At 66.8% G+C, this 18313-nt stretch carries 17 protein-coding genes; 13 read left to right on the forward strand and 4 right to left on the reverse strand.

The features are described 5' to 3' along the window. Window positions 1-11: 11 nt before the first annotated feature. The 3 genes from IPM18_14745 to gdhA all read right to left on the reverse strand — a co-directional run bounded on the left by IPM18_14745 (window position 12) and on the right by gdhA (window position 5452). Window positions 12-1904 carry a hypothetical protein gene (locus IPM18_14745; GenBank protein MBK9120835.1) on the reverse strand — a complete coding sequence of 631 codons (1893 nt, stop codon included), beginning with the start codon at window positions 1902-1904 and terminating at the stop codon, window positions 12-14. 200 nt (window positions 1905-2104) lie between these two features. Beyond that, window positions 2105-3829 (reverse strand): hypothetical protein, encoded by a 1725-nt coding sequence (locus tag IPM18_14750; GenBank protein ID MBK9120836.1) that lies wholly within the window; start codon window positions 3827-3829, stop codon window positions 2105-2107. Between the two features lie 261 nt (window positions 3830-4090). Then, window positions 4091-5452 carry an NADP-specific glutamate dehydrogenase gene (gene gdhA / locus IPM18_14755; protein ID MBK9120837.1) on the reverse strand — a complete coding sequence of 454 codons (1362 nt, stop codon included), beginning with the start codon at window positions 5450-5452 and terminating at the stop codon, window positions 4091-4093. A gap of 293 nt (window positions 5453-5745) precedes the next feature. Between gdhA and IPM18_14760 the strand changes: the two genes are divergently transcribed. The 12 genes from IPM18_14760 to IPM18_14815 all read left to right on the forward strand — a co-directional run bounded on the left by IPM18_14760 (window position 5746) and on the right by IPM18_14815 (window position 15666). Further along, entirely contained in the window at window positions 5746-6153 is a 408-nt protein-coding gene (locus IPM18_14760; protein MBK9120838.1) for a hypothetical protein, read from the forward strand. Between the two features lie 88 nt (window positions 6154-6241). Then, window positions 6242-7342, forward strand: coding sequence for a protein kinase (locus IPM18_14765; protein ID MBK9120839.1), 1101 nt, complete (start codon window positions 6242-6244; stop codon window positions 7340-7342). Between the two features lie 500 nt (window positions 7343-7842). After that, entirely contained in the window at window positions 7843-9300 is a 1458-nt protein-coding gene (locus tag IPM18_14770; protein ID MBK9120840.1) for a hypothetical protein, read from the forward strand. 134 nt (window positions 9301-9434) lie between these two features. Continuing rightward, complete coding sequence (locus IPM18_14775) at window positions 9435-10076, forward strand: hypothetical protein (GenBank protein ID MBK9120841.1); 642 nt, start codon at window positions 9435-9437, stop codon at window positions 10074-10076. A gap of 149 nt (window positions 10077-10225) precedes the next feature. Beyond that, the gene (locus IPM18_14780; protein MBK9120842.1) at window positions 10226-10834 is read left to right on the forward strand and encodes a hypothetical protein; all 609 of its coding nucleotides are present in this window, start codon (window positions 10226-10228) and stop codon (window positions 10832-10834) included. Between the two features lie 42 nt (window positions 10835-10876). Next, window positions 10877-11221, forward strand: a complete 345-nt coding sequence (locus tag IPM18_14785) for a nucleotidyltransferase domain-containing protein (GenBank protein MBK9120843.1) — start codon at window positions 10877-10879, stop codon at window positions 11219-11221. After that, complete coding sequence (locus IPM18_14790) at window positions 11211-11612, forward strand: HEPN domain-containing protein (protein MBK9120844.1); 402 nt, start codon at window positions 11211-11213, stop codon at window positions 11610-11612. The genes IPM18_14785 and IPM18_14790 overlap by 11 nt, the downstream gene beginning before the upstream one ends. 1 nt (window position 11613) lies before the next feature. Beyond that, a complete protein-coding gene (locus IPM18_14795; protein MBK9120845.1) occupies window positions 11614-12744 on the forward strand; it encodes an ATP-binding protein in 1131 nt (376 codons plus the stop codon). Window positions 12745-12825: 81 nt separating this feature from the next. Then, window positions 12826-14082 (forward strand): hypothetical protein, encoded by a 1257-nt coding sequence (locus tag IPM18_14800; protein ID MBK9120846.1) that lies wholly within the window; start codon window positions 12826-12828, stop codon window positions 14080-14082. After that, window positions 14070-14597: a hypothetical protein gene (locus tag IPM18_14805; protein ID MBK9120847.1), complete on the forward strand. Its 528-nt coding sequence runs from the start codon at window positions 14070-14072 to the stop codon at window positions 14595-14597. Before IPM18_14800 ends, IPM18_14805 begins: the two co-directional genes overlap by 13 nt. After that, the gene (locus IPM18_14810; GenBank protein ID MBK9120848.1) at window positions 14594-15298 is read left to right on the forward strand and encodes a deoxyribose-phosphate aldolase; all 705 of its coding nucleotides are present in this window, start codon (window positions 14594-14596) and stop codon (window positions 15296-15298) included. The genes IPM18_14805 and IPM18_14810 overlap by 4 nt, the downstream gene beginning before the upstream one ends. Then, window positions 15295-15666, forward strand: coding sequence for a DUF4190 domain-containing protein (locus IPM18_14815; protein MBK9120849.1), 372 nt, complete (start codon window positions 15295-15297; stop codon window positions 15664-15666). Before IPM18_14810 ends, IPM18_14815 begins: the two co-directional genes overlap by 4 nt. Before the next feature lie 31 nt (window positions 15667-15697). Here the strand turns inward: IPM18_14815 and IPM18_14820 are convergent, their stop codons facing one another. Then, the gene (locus IPM18_14820; GenBank protein MBK9120850.1) at window positions 15698-17098 is read right to left on the reverse strand and encodes an MBL fold metallo-hydrolase; all 1401 of its coding nucleotides are present in this window, start codon (window positions 17096-17098) and stop codon (window positions 15698-15700) included. 140 nt (window positions 17099-17238) lie between these two features. On the opposite strand from IPM18_14820, the gene selD reads away from it, so the two are divergent. Further along, the gene (selD, locus tag IPM18_14825) at window positions 17239-18300 is read left to right on the forward strand and encodes a selenide, water dikinase SelD (GenBank protein MBK9120851.1); all 1062 of its coding nucleotides are present in this window, start codon (window positions 17239-17241) and stop codon (window positions 18298-18300) included. Window positions 18301-18313 lie beyond the last annotated feature (13 nt).

Consider the following 18313-nt stretch of genomic DNA (forward strand, 5'->3'; position numbering starts at 1 on the left):
AATCCCGGCTGCTATTCCCGCCCGTAGTGGCGGAGCTTCCATTGACGGCGTGCTTCCTTCGCTGCGCGTTTCCGTGCGACCGCCGCCGCAACGGCGTGCCAAATGCCCCGCCAAGTCGTACGAGCGGCACCGAACTGGGCGCTGTACTCGCGTAAGAAGCGGGCGGCGTCGGCGCGGGTGACCAGGCCGAGCGGTTCGAGACTGGCGGCGAGCCGAGCGATGGCCCGCAGCTCATGGTTCCGTGGTCGCGGCTGATCCTCACGGGGGACGCGTCCGATGCGGATGCCGTCGAGATCGATCCAGCAGATTTGCAGTTCCGGTTCGTTGACGACGAGCAGATTGCTCGCCTTGCAATCACGGTGGCGGAAGCCGCGCTCATGCAGTCGCCGCAACTCGCGCGCGACGATGACCATCAGGTCGTATTTCAGGCGGTACCACGCGGTGCCGCGCAACAACCCGCCGGCGCGCCGCAGAAATGTCTCCAGGTCGACGGCTTGGGCCACGGCTTCGGTCACCAGCACGCTGTCGACAGCCAGTGGGCCGATGCGCCGCTCGATGAGCGCGAGGGGCCGCGCCGTGGGAATTTCCCGGTTCAGCAGGGCCTGACCCATGCGCCAGGCACGGCGACTGCGCGAAATGGGACGCCATTGCGCCATGCGGCGGCGCCAGTTCCGCGCCCGGGGATGCTTGATGATCACCGGGATCTCGCCGTCGGGGTGTGGTAACGAGGTGCGGAGAATTTCAGCCGAGTGCGAGTTCTTGCAGCGGGCGGACCCTTCCTGGGTTCGAAACCAGCGCAGGGGGTCGGCGAGTTGGGTGCGCCACCAGCGGCGCTCGAAGACGAGCTGCGAGGCGCGGGATTCATCCGCGGAATGCTTGCAGCAAGTGAGCGCGAGGCCGCGCCAGCCACCCGGTAGACGCAGGCGGCAGAAGTAGCGCCCATCGCGCCCGGCGCGGCGGTCGCGCCGGGCCCAGAGCCGTTCAGCGTGGTGTCGAGCCATGACCTGCAGCGCCGTCACGAGCTCGCGGAAACTCAGCGCCAGGGGCCGGCCATGCTCATACAAGACTTCGAATTCGTTGCGGTAGCGCAGGTAGGCGCGCAGGAACCGCAGGCGATCGCTGAGCGACGCGTGTCGGCGGAACCACTGGTTGAGCTGGGCGAGGTTGCGGACAATGGCGCCGTCGCGGATGGGTACGTTGCGGCGCGCTGTCTGGAGATCAACGAAAACAGTCTGGTACTGACGCGGGGCCACGGGCCGTACGAGGATGTTGTCGACGTGCATGTCGAGATGCTCGAAACCGGCCTGATGAGCACGCGCGATCATCTCGGCCAGCAGGTCGAGTAGATGGGCCGTGTCTCGTCGGCGTCGTACTGGGTCGTCGTCCGTGGCGAGCCGCAGCCAGAAGGAGCTCAGCGACTCGGCTGGCGTGATTGCAGCCGTGATGAGGACGGCGCACGCTCCGCCCCCGCGTGGCAGGTGCGACGTACAGGCCACCGCGCGCGGCGCGGCGATGCCATGACGTTCCGTGAAACAGGCGGCATCCCACTCGGCGTTACAGGGGTGTCCGCGGAAGACGTTGCGCAGGCGGCGCAGCCACGGGTCGCGCAGGTAGTACTTGAGGTAGTAGGTGGCGCCGCCGATCTCGGCCCGCCAGACCTCACGCCGGGCGTTGTGCTTCACACGTTCCCAGCCCTGGTCCTCGGGTGCGGCCCAGGCCGTGCGCCGGACGAGTCGCAGCAGCCCCTCCGCCTCCGGGCGATGAAGCCAGGTTACACCGTCGTAGGTGGCGCGTTCCTGCGCAGAATTCGTCCCGCGGCGCGCTTCCCGCTCGGAGACGGGACGCCGGTCGGCCGCACCGGTGGGCACGGTGAGCGGGGGTGTCGTGGCGTTCGCGGTACTCATGTCAACACGATCAGGTCGGGGGAGCGGTCCGAAGGAGGCGCCCCGGGTCCGAGAACTCGGTCTCGAACCGGATGTTCGGCAAAGCATTCTAACGCAGCGCAACTGTCAGTGGCAGATGCGTCCCAAGCGAGCAGAGGACCCCGACGGGCTATTATGTGTTGCATGCAGGGTGTTCGGGATCGCTCCCGAAGCCGTCACACTCAGGGCACCCTTTGCAAGCGACTGCCCGGTATGAATAGATACTCAAGCCGAGCGTGTTCTTCGTCGTATGCCTCGATTGACCCGGTTGGGTCGTAATCCGCCTGGACAAGCACACGTCGCAGGGGACCATCAGGCGGGAGGGGTCGCAATAGTACCGTGTGTGGACCGGCCCCGAGCAGTGCGGTGCTCTCCACCAAGGCGCGGGCAGGACCGGCATGGTCCTGCCGGGCGACCCAGGCGTTGACCACTTCCGTGGCGGGTGATGGTACAAAGGCCGGTCCGGGCGTGAAACGGAAGTGCAGGCGATCTGCGCCACTGATCCACAACTGCCGCTGGACTTCCCCGTCCGCGCTGAGCCGTTCCTCCTGAATGCGGATGTCCACCAGGGTGGCACGGGTGCCGACTCGGCGGCTATCGGCCGACCATTCGTAGGATTCAGCCCGCGCACCCAGTTCCCAACGCGCTCGCAGGAGGACTCCCAAGCCGCGCCGCTCCTGTTCGACTTCGCCCCTGTAGCCGGGGGTGGTACTCGCGTCCGCGGGGCGGCGGCGCACGTGCAGCAGCGCTGCGCCGTCCGTGAAGCGCTCGTCCACAGCGGCGCGTCCCCAACGTTGCACGGGTCCCAGGCGCCCAAGATCGCGTGCCAGCCGGATGCCGGCGGCCTCGGCGGTGTCGAGTTCGGGCAAGAAGGAATGCGGGAGGATGCGGAGTTGCGAAAGGATGTCGGTGACGGCCGCGACGGCACCACGGAAGGCCGGCTCGGAGGTATCGAGCAGTAGCAGAACGGCCTCGGTCGGGCTGCTCCAAACGATCCAGGCCGCGCGCGGTTCGCCCCACAAGGGTGTCCCCGCAGGCGGCACCAGTGCGGCAATCTGGACGCCGTCGGCGCGGCGCGCAGTGGTCAGCCACGTTGCGGAATTCCACCGCAGCCAATTTTCGGCGGCGATATCGGCCAGCAGGTCTTGTGGGGTGCGTCCGTGTGCCAGCCAGGTGCGGTAGATCGCAAGTGACCAGCTCGGCAGACCATCGATCAATCCGCTGATGTGGACACCCGGCACGGCTTCGAGGGCCGGTGCGGCGAACACCCAGCCGGGACTCACAGGCAGTTCGAGCCCGGCGGCGGTGAGCGCCTCCTGGGGCGTATGGTCGAGACCGGCGCCTTCGAAACGGACGGTGGTGCAGAGATCGTCAAAAATCTCCCAGTCCGCGGTGCGCATCATCAGGAGCGGTTCGTAGGTGAGCTTGAGGACTTGGCCGCGCGGAAGGCAGGTGAAGCGAACAACGCGCTCGCGGCGTACCTGCGGCGCGAGCGGTACAGTTTGCCGGAACTCGATCGCAGGCAGTCCACCGAGCAGCGCAGGCTGCACCTGGCGCGCTGTCACGCCGCCGGTGAGGAACGGCGTCGTGACCAGGATCTCGGGGGCGACGAAGCGGTCAAGTTCATGGTATTCCACGGTGACGGCGCGTTCGTACCGGCCGCGCCGGCGGTCTCCCCGGGCGACTTCCAACTGGAATCTTCCGGGGACGTCCGGGCTGGGCAGCCAGTCGCGGGGCACACGTACACGAACGGGGGTGCCCGGGACGACTTGCGGGGGTCCGAGTGCGCGCGCGTCGTGGACCTGAATCCAGGCGAGGCCGAGCGTCAACGCGAGCAGCGAGCCGGTGACAACGCTGAGCAGCCAGGTACGGCCGGGGCGTGCGCCGATGTGCATCTCCGGGAGCATGCGGGGGATGATACGGTGTGGCACACGGGGAGCCAACGCAGGACGTGATTCCATGTGGCTTGGCCGGGTAGCTCACGTAGCCGGGTTCGTGTCAGGATGCGTGCGATTCGGCGCGCTGCCTGGATCTGACAACCGCGGTAGTTGCGGAGCGTTCTGTGCAGAGCGAACCCCCCCGCGGAAGGGGCAGCTTGGGGCCATCTCACAGGATGAATCCCGACCCTGCGGTCGGGATTCGGTGAAGCCGGTGCTGCCGGCGCCCGCCTACACCAGCCCCTGGTCGAGCATGGCATTGGCGACTTTGAGGAAGCCCGCGATGTTCGCGCCGTTCACGTAGTTGCCCGGCGTGCCGTAGGCCGCGGCGGTCTGCGCGCAGACATCATGAATGTTCACCATGATGCCGTGCAGTTTCGCGTCGACTTCCTCGCGTGACCACGCCATGCGCAACGAGTTCTGGCTCATCTCCAGCCCTGAAACCGCGACGCCGCCCGCATTTGCGGCCTTGCCGGGGCCGTACAGTGTCCGCGCTTCCAGGAACACGCTCACACCCTCGGGCGTGGTCGGCATGTTCGCGCCTTCGGATACGCAGGTGCAGCCGCTTTTCACGAGGTGGTTCGCATCCGCGGCATTGATCTCATTCTGCGTTGCGCACGGCAGGGCCACGTCGCACGGCACCGCCCACAGCGGGTTGCTGTCGGCGGTCGCGGGGGTGTCGTGGTAGTGCGCCTGCGGGAACTTGTCCTTATACTCCTTCATCCGCCCGCGGCGCACGTTCTTGAGTTGCATCACATACTCGAGTTTCTCGCGCGTAATGCCGGATTCGTCCAGCACGAAGCCGTTCGAATCGGAGAACGTGAGCACCTTGCCGCCGAGTTGCAGCACCTTCTCGGCCGCATACTGCGCCACGTTACCGGAGCCGGAGATGACGACGCGCTTGCCTTTCAGACTTTGCCCCCTGGTCTTCAGCATCTCCTCGGCGAAGTAGACGCAGCCGTAGCCGGTGGCCTCCGGGCGAATGAGCGAGCCGCCCCAATTCAGTCCCTTGCCGGTCAGGACACCCTCGAAGGAGCGTGTCAGTCGCTTGAACTGGCCGAAGAGGTAGCCGATCTCGCGTCCGCCGACACCGATGTCGCCCGCGGGGACATCGACATTGGCGCCGATGTGACGGAAGAGCTCGTTCATGAAGGACTGGCAGAAGCGCATGACCTCCATGTCGCTCTTCCCCTTGGGGTCGAAGTCGCTACCACCCTTGCCGCCACCCATGGGCAGCGTGGTGAGCGCGTTCTTGAAAATCTGCTCGAAACCGAGGAACTTGATGATGCCGAGGTTGACGGAGGGGTGGAAGCGCAACCCCCCCTTGTAGGGACCGATCGCGGAATTGAACTCCACCCGCATGCCGCGGTTCACCTGGACGTCGCCGCGGTCGTCCATCCAGGGGACGCGGAAGAGGATGACCCGTTCTGGCTCAACCAGCCGCTCGAGCATCTTCGCCTTGCGGAACTCGGGGTGTTTATCGAGTACGGGGACGAGCGATTCGACGACTTCGTGGACGGCTTGGTGAAATTCCTTCTGCTCGGGGTTGCGGGAAATGACTTCCTGCATGAACGACTGCACGAGACTGGACATGATGGGCTCCCTTGGCGAGGTCGGGCATGGCTGGGCGTGGGATCTGCGAAACACACCGTGACGGGACGAGCGGCCATACTCTGGCACCCCTTCCAACCGGGGATTCTCGCGCGCCGCTTCCCGGGATGCAATGAAGGGGCGCGGTGCCGGGACAGGGTCGGTTCCGGAAGTGATCCGGATTTCTAAACCCGCCTACGTCGTGTGTGGATTACACTGCTCACAGCGGAACCGCGTGCTGCGCCGCAGGTCCCAGGCGGGCTACCGGTGGCGCCGGCTGTCACGACGGAGAAGTGATGGAAACAACCGGTGGGATTTTCGGACGCCTCAGCGAAAAGATCCTGGGTTGGATTGCGCTGGGGCTGCTGATACTGGCGGGCGTCGGTCTGTGGCAGATGGGCCCCGACGGCCGCGGTGCGCTCTGGAGTGCCATCTGGCGTACGATGGCGTGGATAGCCGTGGCGGCGGTCCTGCCGTGGGTCGTGCGGCTCTTCATCACGCGGCTGCTCGCGCTCAGTTCGAACTGGGCCGGTGTGGGCCTGATCGCAGCCCTGACGCTGCTGAACATCGTGCTGGGCTTGATTCTGATGGGTGGTTTCCCCGGGTCGGGCTGGGGTTGGATCGTGGCCTTGGCCGCGGTGGGGACCGCCGGAACGTATAATTACCTGGTGTCGGAATATCTCGCGGAACAGGCGGGGGGCTGAGGGTGCTTGCGGGTGTGAATCCGGCCTGGGTTTGCGGCGTTCCGGCGGGCGGCCGGTCTCGCCGCCCGTGCCAGCAAGGGAGTTCGGCATGAGCAGCACGCGTTACCAGCCCGGCCTCCGCGTGAGCGAGTACATCCTGGAATCCGTGCTCGGGGCCGGTACGTTCGGGGAGGTCTGGCGCGCTCGCCACCATGTCTGGAAGACGGACGAGGTTGCCGTCAAGCTGCCGACCGAGCCGGAGTACGTCCGCTACCTACAGCGGGAGGGGCTGGTCGTCCACGGTCTGCGGCACCCGAACATCGTGCGTGTGCTGGGTCTTGATCCCTTCGCGGATCCGGCGTACCTCGTGATGGAACTCGTGCGTGGACCGTCGCTGCGGGCGGTGCTGCTTGAAAACCCGCGCGGCTTGCCGCTACCGGTGGTGCGCGCCATCCTGCGCGGCATCGTCCTCGCAATGGAGGCGGCGCATACCGCCGGTTTGGTGCATCGCGACTTGAAACCCGGCAACATTCTACTGAACCTGGAGGGTGAGCCGCTTTCGCGACTCACGGTCGAGCAGGTCAAGGTCGGCGACTTTGGTCTGGGCTTTTCCACCGGGGATACGCTCCGTTCGATCATCGAGCAGTCGGTTTCGCTCGAGCGGGCTGAACGGCCGGACCATCTCGCCGGCACGCTCGCCTACATGGCCCCCGAATTGCGCGACGGCCGGCAGGCGCCGGATGCCCGCTCCGACTTCTACGCCGTGGGAATTATGCTGTTCGAAATGCTCACCGGTGAACGGCCGGCGGGCGCCGAGCTGCCCAGTACGATGCGCGCGGAGACACCGGCCGCGCTCGATGAACTTTTCCGCCGGCTATACGCCCGGCCGGAGAACCGCTTGGCAACAGCGGCCGACGTGCTGCGCGAGTTGGACAAGGACACGGACACGTCCGTGCGGAACGTGGGTCGGGCGGAGGCGGGACGGGCGCGGGTCGCCCGGGCCTACCCCGGCCCGGCGCGGGCACTGCGGCAGCCGGCGAATTGTAGAGCGTGCGGTGGAGTCGTGGATGTGTCCGACAATTTCTGTGTGCATTGCGGGCTGCAGCGCCTGGCGACGGTGCGGCGGTGTGGGGCGTGCGGGGGCTATCCGGCCCCGGATGACAGCTTCTGCATCTTCTGCGGCGCCGCCCTGACCGTGGCCCGGGAGTAAGTTGAGATGCCCCTGGCCGATATTGGATTATCGCTGCTGTGGGTGGTCGGGGCACTGGTTGTCGGCTTTGTCGCATTTTTCGCGATCATCACGCTCGCGGTATTCAGGGCTGTGGCCGACGTATTTGGGTTGTTGCAACCCCGGCCACGGCCAGTCTCAGCAACCGGAGCCGGTTTGAGCGGGCAGCTCCGCTGCTCCGATCCCAAATGCTGCCATGGGAATCTGGCGGGTGCGCGGTATTGTGCGCGCTGCGGGCGGGTGCTGCTTCCCGGACGTGCCCGAGGCAGCCCCTGAGAAACGGCAAATGGCGGCCCCGAAGAAAAGGGATTGTGCGGCGAATCCCGTAGGGCGGCCGGGCTGCCGGGAGATGCGGCGCCGGCAGCAGATGATACGCTGTTGGCATGTACGGTCGATGGGTCCGTGGCCCGAAGCAACGGTGACAAGTTCTTAGATCCAAGCGTGCGCCGGGAGCACCTTAGCGAAGGAATCGTGACCAGCCCATGGATGACCGCAGCCGGTACCGCCTGTTCGAGGAGCAGTTCCTGCAGCAGTTGCGCGCTCGGGCGCGGGGGCTGTTAGGTCGGACACTGCCGGCGGACGGGGTGCAGTTTGAGGCGTTGCCTGACGGATTGGATGGGGTGCGGGCGACGTTGATGCGCTTACAGCGGTTCGAGCGCGGTCTGTTGGAGCAGCTTCCGGGGACGCAGGCCGTGCAGGGGCGGTTTGCACGGCGCGTTTTTGGCCCGTTTCACCGGACGGTTGCGCGGCTGCGGGCCCAGGTTCTCACGCCGCTCGACGCGTTGCTGCAGGGGACAGCACCGGGCCCCGTCGGGCGCGATGCCGTGCTCGATGCCCTCGCACGCTACGATCTCCTCCCGCAGCGCGAACGGCCGACAGCGGCCGTGTTCGCGAGCCCGACGGGCTTCACACCGGAAGCGCGGGCCTTGGTGCATAGCCAGGCAGGGCTGACACTGGTCCTGCTGGGAGGGCGGGAGGACGGGGGCTGGGATGTCGAACTGCCGGAGCGCCTCCGGCGGACTCCGTGGGCCCAGCTCTTTGATTTGGAATCGCACGGCGAACGGTTGAAGCGACTGCTGTATCATCTGGAGCAGAGCGCGGCCGAGCTCGACTCCCGCGGCCTGGCTCTGCCGGAACTGGCAGACCGGCTGGGTCTGCCCACAGCGCAGGTCGAGACCCTCGTGCGGCAGGCCTGCCGCCAGGACCCGCGGCTGTTGACGGTCGTACACGATGGTACCGTGCACGTGTCGCGCAGTCCGTTCGCCGAAGAGAGCGCCACCATGAACCTGAGAACGTGGTTCCGCACACTCCTGCGTCTGAAACCCACGGTAGGTGAGCGCGTCCGACAGATGACGGCTCAGCGGGTGCAGCTCGAGCAGCAGCGTTACGAGCTTGACCGCCGCGTGGATGCGCTCGAGGCGGAAGAGCGCGCTGCGATCGAGAAGGGGGCGGCCGCGAAGACCGACGTGGAGCGCAAGCAGTTGGCTGGGAAGCTGGTGCGTGTGCGGCGGGACTTGCGGCGGGTACGGTCGCAGGCCGAGGTGTTCACGAAGCAGATCGACATCCTGGGCACGCACATTCATCACCTGGCACTGGCCGAGCAGGGCAAGCGCGTGACGTTGCCGAGTGCGGCGGAGTTGACCCAGGAAGCGGCCCAGGCCGAACAGATGATGCGTGAGCTCGCGATGAACGCGGACCTGGCAACAGGTATCGAGGTGGGCGCGAGTTCGCCCCTGGGTGACGACGAGGAGGCCGCGATCATGGCTGAGTTTCGGCAGGCCGCGGCCGATGCGGCCCCCGACGCGGTCGGGACGGAGCCCGCGCGGCAGTCGGCGCCCGACGGCCGCGTGCCGGAGAGTCCGTCGCGCGCCGCGGCGGACCGCGGCGGCGGGGCGGAGCGGGCGCCGGATCCGAACCAGCGCGGTGCCGAGCGGGCCTAGGAGCGTGCTGCCGCGTCTGGGTGCGAGTGTGTACGCCGGCTCAAGCCGGCGGGGCGTCGGCTTCCGGTGGCCGATGTGGCAGAAGGTGTGAATGGCTGCACCCGGCCCCACCCAGCGCGGGGGCGGTGATCTGTGTGAGTTCTGAGACCCGGATGCCGATCATGAATTTCTTCGAGTGGCTGACGAGCAAGCGTAAGACTCTCGCGGGGATGAACGTGGCAGAGTTGCGCGCCCAGGAAATGCTGATGGAGAATGACCGCAACCGGCTCCAGGCGAAGATGCGGCAGCTCGCCAACGACAAGCACAAGATCGTCGAGCAGGGGGCCAGGGAAAAGACGCCGGAAATGCGCCGTACGATGGCGCAGCAGTTCGACCTGCTGCACACCGAGCAGATGATGGTCGCGCGGCAGCTCAACATTCGCAGCAAGGAGCTGCTGACGGTATCACGGCTGCGCATGCTGCGCGAGAATGCGCCCAGCGCTACGCTTCAGACCGGCGGGCGGGTGACGATTCGCGAGGCCGACCTGGCTTTGATCGGGCGGCTCATCGAGAGCGATCAGATCTCCACCGATATGTACCTGGAGCGCCTGGATCAGATACTGGAGTTGGGCGCGGCCGCGGACGTGGAGACGGCCGGGTTGTCTTCGGCGGGTCAGGAGCTGATCAAGATCTGGAACGATCTCGACGCTGGGCTGATCAAAGACACGGAGTCGGCGTACGACGAAGCTGAGCGCCGTGTGCGGGAGCGTGGTACGGCGGAGGGCGCGGCGGGGTGACGAGGGCGCAGGAGCGTGTGTGACCTCCCCCGAGGAATTCCGTGACCTTGGAGGCCAAGAGTATCGACTGACTTCACTGTAGTCCCCGTGTGGCTTCGTCCGCGTGTTACCATGGATCAGGGCGTGCAGTCCCGCTCGAGGAGCTTGCGATGGCTCTCTTCAAGTCTCGCGAAGAACGGCGCATCGAACGTGATATGAAGATCCGGCAGGGCATCCGCCGGATCGAGAAGTCGATCGCCGAGCAGCGGAAGTTCTCCGACGAGTTTGTCAAGAACGCCCGCCACGCCCGGCAGATCGGCGACATGCAGAGCTACCAGTTCATCCGCAACTCGCTCAAGAAGACCGCCACGATCCAGAAGCTGCTCGAGCGGCAGCTCCTCGCCGTCAAGAATGCGCTGCTCATCAAGCGGCAGGCCGAGGCCACGGCGGACTTCGCCGGCGCCATGAAGCTGATGGCGGCCGAGGTCAGCCGCATGTACGGCGAGGCCGACCTGGCAAAGACGCAGCTCGAATGGGAGAAGGCCCTCGCCCAGTCGCAGAGCATGGAGGAGCGGATGAGTCTGTTCCTCGACGGTATCGAGCAGGGTGCGGCGATGGACGTCTCGGCGGCCAGCAGCGAGGCGATCACCGACGACGAGATCGACCGGCTGATTTCCGCCGAGGACGAGGCGGCCGGCGCCCGCGAGCAGCAGCAGCTCAGTGACCTGCGGGCGGAGCTGAACGAGCTGAAAGGCCAGGGGCAGAAGGAGAGCAAGTAGGAAGCGCGATCGGGGACCGGATTCAGCAAGGAGTTACAGGAAATGTCTGAGACCGCACCCGTGAACCCCCGGGTTCATTCCGATGCGCTTGCGACCCTGGCACAGCGCTTGCGCGCGGCTCTGGCCCCTCAGGCCATCTACCTCTTTGGGTCACACGCGCACGGCCAGCCCCACGCGGGGAGTGATATCGACATCCTGATCGTGCTCGCGGACGAGCAGTTTTCGACTTGGGACGTTGCCAAGCGCGGCTACAACGCCGTGGACGGACTCGGGTTGCCGGTCGAGCTGCATTTCACCTGGAGCGAGCGCCTGCATGAACGCAGCGCAGCCGCTGGCAGTTTCGAGCAGGAGGTTGTGTCGAAGGGCAGGTTGCTCTATGCCGCCTAGCCCTTCTGCGGTTCGCGAATGGCTCGAGAAAGCGCAGCGCGACTTGCGCCTCGCGCACCTTGCCTTCGAAGATCAGCCCCCCATTTTTGACGGTGGTTGTTTCCATTGTCAGCAGGCGGCGGAGAAAGCTCTGAAGGGTCTGCTCGAACTGCATGCGATGACAGTACCGAAAGTGCATGGCCTGGGTCCCTTGCTCGATCTCTGCGGTGCGTTCACCGATCGGTTGCGTAGTCTGCGTCCGGACCTGCTGGCGTTAAACTACTACGCCGTTGCAATCCGCTATCCGGCCTCCAAGGATCCCACCGCCGAGGATGCGGAGAACGCGCTTCGCACGGCAGAGAAGCTTCTTGAGACCGTCCTCGACCTCGTTCCTCAGGATGCACGTCCCTGATATGGCCACCTTCGCCACATTCCAGCGCCTGAAGGACAAGGGCGTCGCCGCCCTCAAGGCCGGCGAGTACGCCACGGCGCGCCCGTTCCTGATCCAGGCGGCCGAGTGCATGATCGAGCTGGCCGAGGCCAACAGCGACCCGAAAGTGCGGGCCGAGCAGGAGACGTATGCCCGCGAGTTGCTCGACCTCGCCAAGGACTGCGACCGGCGCGCCAAGCAGGGGGGCGGGGCACCCGGCCGGCCGCGCGACCGGGCGCGCGACGGGGAGGAGCGGGAGTCCGACGCGCAGGACTGGGTGGTCCGGGAGAAACCCAACATCCGCTTCGAGGACATTGCCGGCCTGGACGAAGTGAAGGAGGAGATCCTGCTGAAGATGATCTATCCCTTCAACCATCCCGACCTCGCGCAGCGCTACGGCATCGACGTGGGTGGCGGCGTGTTGCTCTACGGGCCGCCCGGCACCGGCAAAACAATGTTCGCGAAGGCCATCGCGACCGAGCTCGACGCGACCATGTTCGTCATCAGCCCGGCGCAACTGATGAGCAAATGGGTCGGCGAAGCCGAGCAGAACGTCCGCAAGCTGTTCGACGCCGCCAAGGCCGAAAGCAAAGCGGTCATCTTCATGGATGAGGTCGAAGCGCTCGTGCCGCGCCGGCGCGACAACCAGTCGACCGTCATGAGCCGGGTAGTGCCCCAGATTCTCCAGGAGATCGAGGGTTTTGATCGCAAGGCCGGACGGGCCCTGCTGTTCCTCGGCGCCACCAACGAGCCGTGGACGCTCGACCCGGCCATGATGCGTCCGGGGCGACTGGACGCGAAGATTTATGTGCCGCTGCCCGACGCCGCGGCGCGCTACCGTTTGCTCGAAATCTACTTCTCCAAGCGCCCGCTATGTGATGATGTCGATTTCTCCGCGCTGGTGGCGGCGACGGAGGGTTATAGTGGGGCGGACATGAAGGCCATCGCTCAGCGTTCCGCAAGTCGTCCGTTTTTGGAATCCGTCGCCGGCAATTCGCCGCGTAACATACAGATGGCCGACATTGTGGCGGTGCTCGCGGAGACGCCGCCTTCCGTCAGTCCCGGGGATGTGACGCGATATGAACGCTGGCGCGACAATCAGACCCACGATTGAGGCCCGGACCGGGGCGTGGCGGGCGGGGAGCGCGCTTTGTGGTTCAGCCGTCGCACTTGCGCACGTGTGCGGGAGGTGCCCATGACCCGAGATGTGCTCGCGATCCTGGCCGATGCCGCCGTGGTGGCCTTTCGCTGCCGTGGCGAGGCCTGGCCGCGCGCGTTCCTCGGTGGCACCCCGATCCCCGACGCCTGGATGGGTGTCGTGATACGTGCCGATGGCCGGCGCAGTTTCATTCCCGCGGGGGAGGTCCCGCGCGTCGGTGCCGGGGATGTTCTCGCGTTCGTGCGCAACCGCGCGCTGGTCGTGCCGGTCGCCGTGACGGAGGCCCCGTCCGCGGATCAGCCACCCCACGATGTCGCAGCGCAGGTCGAGCTCCTGCTGCGCTGCCCACCGCGCGAAGCCGATCTCGCAGCGCTGCACGAGATGTTGCTCAACCAGCCGGAGTTCACGCGCGCGGATCTCACCACGGAGATGGTGCGCGCCGGAGCGACACAGGCGGTCGCTGATTTCGTGCGGACGCGGCCGGCGGCTGACCTGCTGGCCGCTGACCCGCGCGAGCCCCTGCTGAACTGTCTGCGGAACGCGCTGCAACCCTTCCTCTTCCGCACCGGGTTCGAGCTCGAACGCCTCGGTACCATCGAGTTCCGCAGCGCGACCTACACGCACCAGCGCTCCGTCGAGCAGGCCGCCGCTCGGCGCCTGCATGAGCTCGAAGCGCGTGGAGCCGTTGAGCGTGCCGCGCTTGCCGCCACGCGCCGCCGCCTGGACGATCTGGGCGACGTACTCGCGCGCCTGCGGACGGCGGCCGATGCGCAATCCGATCTGCGCTGGCGGGAACTGCTCCCGATGCTGACTCCGGCGGAACGCGGTCGCCTGCTTGAAAATCTCTGGCGGCTGACTCCGGACCAGCGCAGGGCCGGCGCCATCGTGGCGCTTACGCCGTTCGAGGTACTCTGGCTGGCCCCGGCGCAGCCCGCGGAACCGCTGCGCAAGGTGGCTTTGCCGACGGAGCTTGGTGGGCTGCGCTCGGTGACTTTCGATGAAACGAGTCGCACGCTGCTCATCGGTGCCGCGACGGGCGTGTGGCAACTGGCAGCCGACACGGGGGAGATTTGCGCCGGTTCCCCGTCAATCCGTCAATCATGCCGCGCACGGGTTTCAATTCGGCCGTGCTCCATCCGGAAGCCCTGTTCGCGACCAGTTCGCAACTGGGGTGTTGGCGCTGGTCGCTGGCGGCGGATGAGCCGCCCCAGCCGGTGCTGGTACCCACTGCCGGTCATCCGCGGGCGCTGCGCGCGACCTGCCGTGACGCCTTCGGCCGCGTGCTGTTCGTAACCGACGACCGGGTGGTGGGGGTAGACGGCAGCGGGACGCCGATCTGGGAGAGTGGCCGGGCCGACGCTCCGCTCTACGCCCTGACACCGTTGGAGGACCAGCTCTACGCATCCACAGCGACGGGGGCGCTGGTGCGAACGGACCTGACCCACCCGGCGAGCTGGGTTACGCTGCACCGCGCCGTGGCACCGTTCGAGTCCATCCAGGCGCGGCGCTGGGACGATCTCGTCGAGCTGGTGATCCCGGCAGGCAGCGACGGTGTCGTCGGCGTGTATGCGGCCGAAGGATTCGTGGCACGCCTGCTCGAATGCCCCTACGCGCTGCGGCGCGCCTGGGCCACGGATGACCTGCTGGTGGCACTCACCGAACAACGCGACGCGCTGGTGGTGCTGACCGGAGAACAGCCCGAGCGCCGTGGCTTGTTGGTACCGCTCGCACGCCTCTATGGCCATTCGATCCAGGACGCCACAATTGTGTTGGCTCCCCCGGTTTCCATGGAAGGACCCCGCGCATGAGTTCCACGTATGAATCTCCGCCGCTCACCCGTGCGGCCCTCGCAAACACGATCGACCACACGTTGCTGAAACCGGAGGCGACCCGGGCCCAGATCGAGCAACTCTGTGATGAGGCGCGCACCCACGGCTTCGCGGCCGTCTGTGTGAATCCCGTGTGGGTGCCGTTCTGCGTGGGGCGCCTTGCCGGCGGTACGAGCATGGTGGCCACGGTGATCGGCTTTCCGCTGGGCGCGAACGCCCCGGCGATCAAAGCGGAAGAGGCCCGCTGTGCGGTGCAGCAGGGCGCGCGCGAGCTCGACATGGTGATCCAACTCGGCGCGCTGCTCGCGGGCGACCACCCCTTCGTGCGCGACGACATCGCGGCCGTGGTCGATGCCGCCCGTGCGGTCCGCAACGATGTGCTGGTCAAGGTGATTCTCGAGACGCGGGCGCTGACGAACGAGCAGATCATCGCGGGTTGCCGGGCCGCGGCAGAGGCCCAGGCGGACTTCGTGAAGACTTCGACGGGTTTTCACCCTAGTGGCGGAGCTACAGTCGAACACGTGGCCCTGTTACGACGGCATGCTGCCCCGATCCGGGTCAAGGCCTCCGGCGGCATCCGCGACCTCGCGACGGCCCGGGCCATGCTGGCGGCCGGCGCCGACCGGCTCGGCACTTCGGCTGGTGTGGCGCTTCTGGCCGCCCTGGAGGAACCGCGTTGAACCAGCGCATCTTCGGTGCGACCGTCTGCACGCGGTGTGGGCACACGGTGGGCCCGCGCGGACCCAATATGCCGCGCTACTGTGCGACGTGCGGGCATGCGCTGGTGCGTGAGACGGTAACTCCTTTCACGGATCGGCAAACGGTGTACGGCGGGGCGGTGGCAGCGTTGATCCTGGGCATCCTGGGGCTGGTGATGCCGATCTGTCCGCCCGTTTCGATCATGGCGATTATCGTCGGCGTTTCGAGCAGCAACGCGATCGCGAAATCGAGCGGGCGGTATAGCGGTCAGGGATTCGCGACCGCGGGCTTCATCCTGGGCGTGATCGGTGCGATGATGTCGTTCGTGATTGTGGCGCGCTGCCGCTGAGCCGTCAGCCATCAGCCGTCGGGCGGTTCTCCTAGGCGAGATCGACGACCTGGCCGGGGGTGCCGATGACCACCTCGGGAAAGCCGGCGGTGCGCAGCTTCTCGGCCAGTGCGGCGGTCTGGTCTTCTTCACCGTGGACCAGCACGATGCGGTGGGTCTGGCCGGCGTGTGGTTTGAGCAGCGCCAGCAGATCCGCCTGATCGGCATGCCCGCTGAAGCCCTCGAGTTGCACCACTTCCGCCCGCACAAGGTACTCCTCGTGGAAGAGCGTGATTTTCTTCACGCCTTCCACCAGCCGACGACCGAGCGTGTGCGCGGCCTGGAAGCCCGGGAACAGCAGCGTGTTCTTCGGATCGTGCACGTTGTTCTTGAGATGGTGGCGGATGCGCCCGGCTTCGCACATGCCACTCGACGAGATGATGATGCACGGTTCCTTGCGGGCATGCAGGGCCTTGCTCTCCTCGACGTCACGGATGAATGTGCAGCAGCCGCTGCCGAGAATGTCGCCGCGCTCGCGGTGCAGCGCCCGCGCCTCCGCGTCAAAGCATTCCGGGTGCAGGCGGAACACCTCGGTCGCGTTCACCGCCAGTGGGCTGTCGACGTAGACCGGTACGCGCGGCATGTCGCCCGCGAGCATGGCCTGATTCAGGAAGTACACGATCGTCTGGGCGCGACCGACGGCGAAGGCCGGGATGATCACCTTGCCGCGCCGCCCGAGTGTGCGCAGCACGATCCCGAGCAACTGCTCCTTGGCATCCGCAACCGAGGCCGTCACGCGCCCGCCGTAGGTGCTCTCGCAGAGGATCGTGCGCACCGCGGGTATCGGCCGCGGATCGCGCAAAATGGGCTTGTTCTTCCGCCCGAGATCGCCGGTGTAAAAGAGACTCGCGGTATCACCCGCGCGTTTCGCGAAGCTGAGCCGCACGCCGGCGGATCCGAGCATGTGACCGGCGTCCTGGAAGGTTGCCAGCACGCCGGGAATCACCTGGAACAGGCGCTCGTAGGAGATCGTCTGGAACTTCTCGACCGTGGCAACGACGTCGTCATAGGAATAGAGCGGCTCGATTGCGGGCAGGCCCTGCTTCCGCCGCTTCTTGTTGACATAGAAGACGTCCTCTTCCTGGATGTGGGCCGAATCGGGCAGCGTAATGGCGCACAGATCCCGCGTCGCGGGGGTCGTGAAGATGGGGCCATCGAAGCCGTCGCGCACCAGTCGCGGCAGGCGCGCGGCGTGGTCCGCGTGGGCGTGCGTGAGCACGACGGCCGCGATGTCCTGCGGCGGCACGGGCCAGGCGCGGTTTTTCTCCTCGGCCTCGGCGCGCGTACCCTGGTAGAGTCCGCAGTCGAGCGCGATCCACTGGTCGTCGAAGCGGACCAGGTGAAACGAGCCCGTGACTTCCCCGGCCGCACCGTGCAAACGCAACTTGGGCATGCGCGCCTCCTGGGGCCGGCGGTCCCGACCGGCCGAGTGGCATGGTAAGAGGCGCGGCCCGACCACGCCAACGGGCGTGCGGCGGGGTACGTACCGCCGGGTGCGGTGCGCTTGTACAATCCAGCCGAAAGGAGAATGCCATGACCGCTCGTGAGCGGATTCGACTGACGCTCCTGACCCAGTCCGCGGGTTGAGCCGCCAAGCTCGCGCCCGACGCGCTGGCGCAGGTTCTGCGTCCGCTTTCAGCCCTGTTTCCCCCGGAGAGCCATCCCGACGTCCTGGTCGGGCTCGGCCCCGGCGATGATGCCGGCGTGTACCGGCTGCGGGCGGATTGCGCGCTGGTGGCGACGCTCGATTTCTTCACTCCGGTCGTGGATGACCCGTGGTCCTTCGGCGCTGCCGCGGCCGCCAATGCGCTGAGCGACGTGTATGCGATGGGCGGGCGCCCCGCGCTGGTGCTCAACATCTGCTGTTTCCCCCGCGACCTGCCGGTTGAAGTGCAGTGCGCGATTCTGCGGGGAGGGGCCGACAAGACACGCGAAGCGGGGGCGGTCTTGGTCGGCGGGCACAGTGTCACCGACCCGGAACCGAAATATGGCCTTGTGGCGCTCGGCTTTGTGCACCCTGACCGAATGCTGACCAAGATCGGTGCCCGGCCGGGTAACGTGCTGGTGCTCACCAAGCCACTCGGTGTGGGCATTGTGACCACGGCCCTCAAGCGCGACGTCGCGATGGTTGAAGAGATCGCGGCCACGACGGCTTCGATGCTGCAACTCAATGCCGCTGCGGCGGAACTGCTCGTGCGGCACGGAGCAACGGCCGCGACGGATGTCACGGGCTTCGCGCTCGTGGGTCACGCGCTCGAGCTGGCCCGCAAGAGTGGTGTGCAGATCGAAATCGAAGGAATACGCCTGCAATTTTTGCCCGGCGCCCGCGCGTACGCGGAGCAGGGGGTGTTTCCCGGTGGTACGCGGCGCAACGAGCGCGCCTACGCGGGGGAAGTCACGTTCGTTGCTGGCGGGGATCCACTCCTGCCCATGTTGGTGCATACCCCGGAAACGTCGGGCGGGTTGCTGGCAACCGTGCCCGCCGACCGGCTGGCCGCGCTGCTGGGCGACTGTGCGGCCGCCGGGCAGACCTGCTGGGAGATCGGTCGCGTACACCCCGCCGGGCCCGACGCTACCCCACTGCGTTTCACCTGATCGACCCGGACAT

Source organism: Phycisphaerales bacterium (assembly GCA_016716475.1).
GTDB lineage: Bacteria > Planctomycetota > Phycisphaerae > UBA1845 > Fen-1342 > JADJWG01.

What these genes read in the sequence shown, in the direction of transcription:
- IPM18_14745 (MBK9120835.1), bottom strand. Translation starts at nt 1,904, where the DNA reads ATGAGTACCGCGAACGCCACGACACCCCCGCTCACCGTGCCCACCGGT.
- IPM18_14750 (MBK9120836.1), bottom strand. Translation starts at nt 3,829, where the DNA reads ATGCTCCCGGAGATGCACATCGGCGCACGCCCCGGCCGTACCTGGCTG.
- gdhA (MBK9120837.1), bottom strand. Translation starts at nt 5,452, where the DNA reads ATGTCCAGTCTCGTGCAGTCGTTCATGCAGGAAGTCATTTCCCGCAAC.
- IPM18_14760 (MBK9120838.1), top strand. Translation starts at nt 5,746, where the DNA reads ATGGAAACAACCGGTGGGATTTTCGGACGCCTCAGCGAAAAGATCCTG.
- IPM18_14765 (MBK9120839.1), top strand. Translation starts at nt 6,242, where the DNA reads ATGAGCAGCACGCGTTACCAGCCCGGCCTCCGCGTGAGCGAGTACATC.
- IPM18_14770 (MBK9120840.1), top strand. Translation starts at nt 7,843, where the DNA reads ATGGATGACCGCAGCCGGTACCGCCTGTTCGAGGAGCAGTTCCTGCAG.
- IPM18_14780 (MBK9120842.1), top strand. Translation starts at nt 10,226, where the DNA reads ATGGCTCTCTTCAAGTCTCGCGAAGAACGGCGCATCGAACGTGATATG.
- IPM18_14785 (MBK9120843.1), top strand. Translation starts at nt 10,877, where the DNA reads ATGTCTGAGACCGCACCCGTGAACCCCCGGGTTCATTCCGATGCGCTT.
- IPM18_14790 (MBK9120844.1), top strand. Translation starts at nt 11,211, where the DNA reads ATGCCGCCTAGCCCTTCTGCGGTTCGCGAATGGCTCGAGAAAGCGCAG.
- IPM18_14795 (MBK9120845.1), top strand. Translation starts at nt 11,614, where the DNA reads ATGGCCACCTTCGCCACATTCCAGCGCCTGAAGGACAAGGGCGTCGCC.
- IPM18_14800 (MBK9120846.1), top strand. Translation starts at nt 12,826, where the DNA reads ATGACCCGAGATGTGCTCGCGATCCTGGCCGATGCCGCCGTGGTGGCC.
- IPM18_14810 (MBK9120848.1), top strand. Translation starts at nt 14,594, where the DNA reads ATGAGTTCCACGTATGAATCTCCGCCGCTCACCCGTGCGGCCCTCGCA.
- IPM18_14820 (MBK9120850.1), bottom strand. Translation starts at nt 17,098, where the DNA reads ATGCCCAAGTTGCGTTTGCACGGTGCGGCCGGGGAAGTCACGGGCTCG.